Source organism: Streptomyces kunmingensis, from assembly GCF_039533535.1.
In the GTDB taxonomy this organism is placed as follows: domain Bacteria; phylum Actinomycetota; class Actinomycetes; order Streptomycetales; family Streptomycetaceae; genus Streptomyces; species Streptomyces kunmingensis.
This window is the reverse complement of the sequence record NZ_BAAATS010000030.1, coordinates 409,858-415,958: the sequence shown is the minus strand read 5'-3', so window position 1 is coordinate 415,958 and position 6,101 is coordinate 409,858. Positions and strand designations below refer to the sequence as shown.

At 72.4% G+C, this 6,101-nt stretch carries 4 protein-coding genes and 2 tRNA genes; 5 read left to right on the top strand and 1 reads right to left on the bottom strand.

Annotated features, from left to right (window positions below; all coding sequences use genetic code 11):
- Positions 1-2: 2 nt before the first annotated feature.
- Positions 3-76 (bottom strand) — tRNA-Lys (locus ABD366_RS35195).
- A 198-nt stretch (positions 77-274) separates the two neighbouring features.
- On the opposite strand from ABD366_RS35195, the gene ABD366_RS35190 reads away from it, so the two are divergent.
- The 5 genes from ABD366_RS35190 (at position 275) to ABD366_RS35170 (ending at position 6,077) form a co-directional block, all read left to right on the top strand.
- Positions 275-1,558, top strand: coding sequence for a peptidoglycan-binding protein (locus ABD366_RS35190; RefSeq protein ID WP_324770137.1), 1,284 nt, complete (start codon positions 275-277; stop codon positions 1,556-1,558).
- A gap of 517 nt (positions 1,559-2,075) precedes the next feature.
- Positions 2,076-3,275: an SPFH domain-containing protein gene (locus tag ABD366_RS35185; protein ID WP_324770139.1), complete on the top strand. Its 1,200-nt coding sequence runs from the start codon at positions 2,076-2,078 to the stop codon at positions 3,273-3,275.
- Positions 3,276-3,556: 281 nt separating this feature from the next.
- Positions 3,557-4,153, top strand: a complete 597-nt coding sequence (locus tag ABD366_RS35180; protein WP_324770140.1) for a lytic polysaccharide monooxygenase auxiliary activity family 9 protein — start codon at positions 3,557-3,559, stop codon at positions 4,151-4,153.
- Between the two features lie 116 nt (positions 4,154-4,269).
- On the top strand, positions 4,270-5,937 hold the full coding sequence (locus ABD366_RS35175) for an AMP-binding protein (RefSeq protein ID WP_324770142.1): 1,668 nt from the start codon (positions 4,270-4,272) through the stop codon (positions 5,935-5,937).
- Positions 5,938-6,003: 66 nt separating this feature from the next.
- Positions 6,004-6,077: transfer RNA gene (locus tag ABD366_RS35170), tRNA-Lys, on the top strand.
- Positions 6,078-6,101 lie beyond the last annotated feature (24 nt).

Below are 6,101 nucleotides of genomic sequence, written 5' to 3'. Positions count from 1 at the left end.
CGTGCGCCGCCAGGGACTCGAACCCCGGACCCGCTGATTAAGAGTCAGCTGCTCTAACCAACTGAGCTAGCGGCGCGTGCTGACCTGCACAACTTTACCCGACCTCTCCGGGTGCTCCTGACCACTCGACGCGCCGAGGGCGGAGCCGATTTGTGCCGATTTACGTCATTCGGACCGTCAACATGCGATTTGCGTGGAGAGTTGAGACGCTTTCGGCGTGCGAAAACGTGGCTCAACAGTGCAAGGGCCGGCACCGGAATGTGAGGGGAATCGCATGGAGACGCCGTTCTTCGAGGAGATCGACCCGGCGGACGACTGCGGCTGCGCGGGCTGTGTCCAGTGGCGCGGCGCGGTCCCGCATCCGGTGCGGACCAGGATCGGCGCGCGGCACGCGCTGATCGTCGCCGCGGCGGCGGGCACCGTCGTCGGCGGCCTTCAGCTCACCCCCGCGACCGCGGCCGAACATCACGAGGCAAGACCCGGCGACCCCGGCCCCGACGGGACCACGACCCCACAGGGCGGCAGCAGCCCCCTGCATGGGGCCCCCGGCACCGCGGCGCAGACCGTACATCTCGCGCAGCAGGCCGCCCTGCGCACCACGACCCGGGCCTCGATCATCAACCGCGCCAAGACGTGGGTCGCGGCGAAGGTCCCGTACGACATGAACAAGTTCTGGAAGGACGGTTACCGCCAGGACTGCTCGGGCTACGTCTCCATGGCCTGGGACCTGCCCGGCAACGAATGGACCGGCAGTCTCGCCGCCTTCGGCACCCGCATCACCAAGGCGGAACTGCAGCCCGGCGACATCCTGCTCTTCCACAACCCCGCGAACCCGGAGAAGGGCTCGCACGTCACGATCTTCGGCGGCTGGACCGACTACACCCGCTCCTCCTACATCGCCTACGAGCAGACCCGCCCCGGCACCCGTAGGCAGTCCACGCCGTACGCGTACTGGAGCAACTCCAGCCGTTATCTCGCCTACCGCTACAAGGGGGTGAGGGCGGGCAGCACCGCCGGGTCGGGGTCGAGCGCGGCGGCCACGAAGTTCCCCGGCGTCGCGTCGTTCGGGCCCGGCGCGGACAACGCGTACGTCACGCAGCTCGGGCGGCTCCTCGTGGAACGCGGCGGAAAGCGGTTCTACGAGCAGGGGCCCAGCCCGCGCTGGAGCGACGCGGACCGCAGGGCGACGCAGGCGTTCCAGAAGGCGCAGGGCTGGACCGGCAAGGACGCGGACGGCCTGCCCGGGCCGACGACGTGGTCGTACCTGGTCCACGGCACGGGCAAGGACATCCCGGGCGGCGGTTCCACGGGGACCAGGGCGCCGGCGTTCCCGGGGGCGGCGAAGTTCCGGCCGGGCGCGAGCAACTCCTATGTCACCCAGCTCGGCAAGCAGCTCGTGAAAAAAGGTTTCGGCAAGTACTACACCCAGGGGCCGGGCCCTCGTTGGAGGGAGGCGGACCGGCGCAACGTCGAGGCGTTCCAGCGGGCCCAGGGCTGGCGGGGCAACGGGGCCGACGGCTATCCGGGCCCGGAGACATGGCAGCGGCTCTTCTCGTGAGCCGGCCCGTGAGCGGGCCGGCTTCTGCGGTGAGCAGAGCGGCAGACGGCGACATCCCAGTACGGACCTCATGGACCTCAGTGCGGAGGCGTGGATGAGCACGACGACAGAACAAACGGAGCGGGCGGAACGCCCCGGGCGGGCCTCTGGGCGCCGCCCGGCACCGGGGGCGGACGAGGCCGGGTGCGGTGGGGTCGATGGGTACGGCGAGGGGGACGGGCGCGCCGGCGCGGACGGATTTGGCGGCGCGGGCGTACGCGCCGGCTCGGGTGAGTCCGGCGGTGCGGGCGGGCCCGTAGCGGTGAGCGAGTCCGTCGCCGGAGGCGAGGCCGTGGCGGGAAGCGAAACAGTTGCCGGGGGCGAGCCCGCACCAACGAATGAGCCCGTTGCCGGGGGCGAGCCCGTCTTGGTGCGTGAGCCCGTTGCCGGGGGCGCGCCCGCCCTGGTGTGTGAGCCCGTCGCCGGAGGTGCGCCCGCGCAGGAGAACGAGGCCGGCGCCGCAGGCGGGACCGTAACAATGGACGAGCCGGATGCCGGGGGCGGGCCCGTGCCGGTAGGTGAGTCCGGTGGCTCGGGGTGGCGGGGTGTCGGGGGCGTGTCCGGGGTGCTCGGGCTTCGGGGGACCCGGGTCATTCGTAATGAGTCGACCACCGAGATCCCCGTGCATCTGCTCTTCCGGGACGACCCGGACCCGGTCGCCGTGCCGCTGCGGCCGGCCGTCGTGGGTACGGGTACCGGCGGCGGCCGCCCCGCGCCGAGCCCGCACCGGCGTACGCCGGCAAGATCCGTACCGGTCGTCGAACCGGATCTCGGGGAGCGGCCGGGCCGGGTGCTCCCCGGCGCACTCGGGGTGTTCGGCGGAGCCCTGGGCGCGGCCGGCGCCGCCGTGTCCCTCGGCTGGGCCGGAATGCTGCCGCGGATCATGACGGAGGTCGCGGGGCTGCCCGGGTACGAGGGTGTCGGGCTCGGCGTCCGCCAATGGGCGGCGCTCGCGGGCTCCGGCGCGCTCGCGCTGTTCGGTTTCGGGGGGCTCGCGCGCGGGCGGGCGGGCCGCGCCTGGGTGCTCACGCTGTTCGGGCGGTACCGGGGGAGCGTGCGCAGGTCCGGGCTGCTGTGGGTCAACCCGCTGCTGTTGCGCCGCCGCGTCGACCTGCGCCTGCGGCACTGGCGCAGCGAGGAGATGCCCGCGGTGGACGCGAACGGGGTCGCGCTGCGCGTCGTCGTACTCGTCGTGTGGCGGGTCAGGGACACGGCGCGGGCGACGCTCGGCGTCGAGGACCACGAGGAGTATCTGCGCGAGTGCGTCGAGGCGGGCCTGGCGCGGGTCCTGTCGCAGCTGCCCGCCGACGCGCCCCTGGCCACCGCCGAGGGAACCTCCGCCCACGCGGGCACGCCGACCCTGCGCAACGCGGAGGCCGTGGGCGATCTGCTCACCCGGCGGCTGGCCGCGGACGTCGGGCCGGTCGGCATCGAGGTGTTCTCGGCGCAGCCGACGCGGATCGAGTACGCGCCCGAGGTGGCGGCGGTGATGCGGCGCCGGCGGGTCGCGGCGCTGGACGCGCAGCACCGCGACAGCGTGCTCACCTCGGTCGTGGACTCGGTGGAGGACACGGTGACGCGGCTGACCACCAGGGGCCTGGTCGACCTGGACGACTACGAGCGCAAGGCGCTCGTGAAGGATCTGACGGTGGCGTTCTACACGGGGAGGGGTGAGTGACGGGCCGGTGACGACCGGGATGTGAGCGGTGATCACCGGGGCGCGGCCGGTCCCGGCCAGGGAGAGCCGGGACTCGGGGCAGGGGTGAAGGCGATGGTCGGGTGAAGGTGGTGCCGGGGTGCACGTCGTGTCGGGGTGCTCGCCGTGTCGGGTGCGGGCCAATTCTTTGTATGGACACGGCCAACTCTCGGCCATACATTGGTGGTTGGTCTAGACCTGAAACGCTCGTCACCGCTGTGCGCACGGCTTCCGGTACTCCCCACATCCCCAGGAGCGGCAGCATGCGAAAGAAGATCTACGCGGCTCTGCTCGGCCTCACCACCGTAGGAGCGTTCGCGCTCTCGGCGGGCGGCGCGAGCAGCCACGGCTACACCGACCTCCCCATCAGCCGGCAGAAACTCTGCGCCAACGGCACCGTCGCCAACTGCGGCAACATCCAGTGGGAGCCGCAGAGCGTCGAGGGCCCCAAGGGCTTCCCGGCCTCGGGCCCCGCCGACGGACAGATCTGCTCCGGCAACCACGGCGAGTTCGGGCAGCTCAACTCGGCCCGGCAGCCCAACGGTTCGGCCTGGCCGACCACCAAGGTGACGGGCGGCCAGAGCTACACGTTCCGCTGGCAGTTCACCGCCCGGCACTCCACCACGGACTTCCGCTACTACGTCACCAAGAACGGCTGGAACGAAAGCCAGCCGCTCACCCGCGCCGCTCTGAACACCACCCCGTTCCTCACGGTGCCCTACAGCGGCCAGCCGCCGGCCACGCTCTCGCACTCCGGCACCCTGCCCACCGGCAAGTCCGGCCACCACGTGATCCTCGCGGTGTGGACGATCGCCGACACGGCGAACGCCTTCTACGCGTGCTCGGACGTCACCTTCTGAGCGCACACCGCCCGCACGCCGTCCCGTTCCCGGGGCGGCGTGCGGAGGTGCCCGGCGGGGGATCGGCCGTTCACCACTCTCCACTTCTGACGGCGCGTCAATTATGGTGCGCCGCCATGGGATTGACGACGCGCACTTTCGCGGAACTCGTCCAGGAGCGCTGGGGCGACCACCGGCCCGGGCTCGCGTACGAGGATCAGGTCCTCAGCCACCACCAGCTCGCCTCCGGGGCGGCCGCGCGGGCCGCGCTCCTCGCCGATCTGCTGCCGCGCGGCGCCGAACCGCACGTCGGGGTGCTGCTCGACAACACCCCCGAGTTCCCGCAGTGGCTGAGCGCCGCCGCACTCGCCGGGGCGGCCGTCGCCGGCCTCAACCCGACCCGGCGCGGCGCCGAACTCGCCCGCGACATCACCCACACCGAGTGCCGGGTCCTGGTCACCGAGCGGGCCCGGCTGCCGCTCCTCGAGGGTCTGAAACTGCCCGGGGTCCGCGTCCTGGTCACCGACACCGGCGCGTACGCCGAACTCCTCGCCCCGTACGAGGGCGCGCAACCGGTGATCGCCGTGGGGGTCGGGCCCGGCACCCGCATGCTGCTCTACTTCACCTCCGGGTCGACCGGCGCCCCCAAGGCGGCGATCTGCACGCAGGGGCGTCTCGCCGCCGCGGGGCAGTCCCTGGCCTCCCACTTCGGCGTTCGCGCGGACGACGTGCACTACATCTGCATGCCGCTCTTCCACGGCAACGCCGTCATCGCCGACTGGGCTCCCGCCATGGCCGCCGGGGCGGGCGTGGCGCTCGCACGGCGGTTCTCGGCGTCCCGCTTCCTGGACGACGTACGCAGGTACCGGGCCACGTACTTCACCTATGTGGGGCGGGCCGTCCAGTACATCCTGGCGACGGACGAGCGGCCCGACGACCGGGACAATCCGCTGCGGGTCGGCTTCGGCACCGAGGCGGGGGCGGTGGACGCGGCCCGGTTCGAGGAACGCTTCGGGGTGCGGCTCGTCGAGGGGTACGGATCCTCCGAGGGCGGCGCCGCCGTGCAGCGCACCGCCGACACCCCGCCCGGCGCGATCGGCCGCGCGGCACCCGGCGACGACCTCGTGGTGCTCGACCCGGGGACGGGAGCCGAGTGCCCGCCCGCCGTCTTCGACCCGGGCGGCCGGCTCATCAACGGGGACGCCGCGATCGGGGAACTGGTGAACCGCGGACGATCATCGTTCGAGGGCTACTGGCGCAACGACGCGGCGTACGCGGAGCGCATCCGGCGGGACGGCTGGTATTGGACCGGCGACCTCTTCTACCGGGACCCGGCCGGGTTCCTCTACTTCGCCGGGCGCGGCGACGACAAGATCCGCGTGGACAGCGAGAACCTCGCCCCCGCCATGATCGAGAACATCCTCGCCCGCTGGCCGGACGCCGCGGCCGTCGCCGTGTACGGGGTCCCCGACCCGGTCTCCGGGGACCAGGTGATGGCGACGCTCGCGCCCCGCGCGGGTGCCGGGTTCGATCCGCTGGCCTTCGGCGAGTTCCTGCTGACCCAGGACGACCTCGGGACGAAGATGGCTCCCCGTTTCGTGCGGGTCGTGGACCGGATGCCGGTGACGGCGACCAACAAAGTGCGGCGCGGTGAGCTGCGCCGCGAAGGGTTCTGGAGCGGGGGCGAGCTGTGGTGGCGGCCGCCGGGCGAGGCGACGTACCGGCGGCTGACCCCCGACGCGTACGAGGCCCTGGCCGGGCGGTACCGGGAGCAGGGGCGGGCCGCGCCGCTCCCCGCTCCCTGACGCCCCCACCCCGCGATCTTGGTCGCAGGCACCCCCTCGGACCAGGTACTATTTTCCTGTCAGCAGGCGCCGCTAGCTCAGTTGGTTAGAGCAGCTGACTCTTAATCAGCGGGTCCGGGGTTCGAGTCCCTGGCGGCGCACGTTGTCGGTGGCGGGATGTGTTC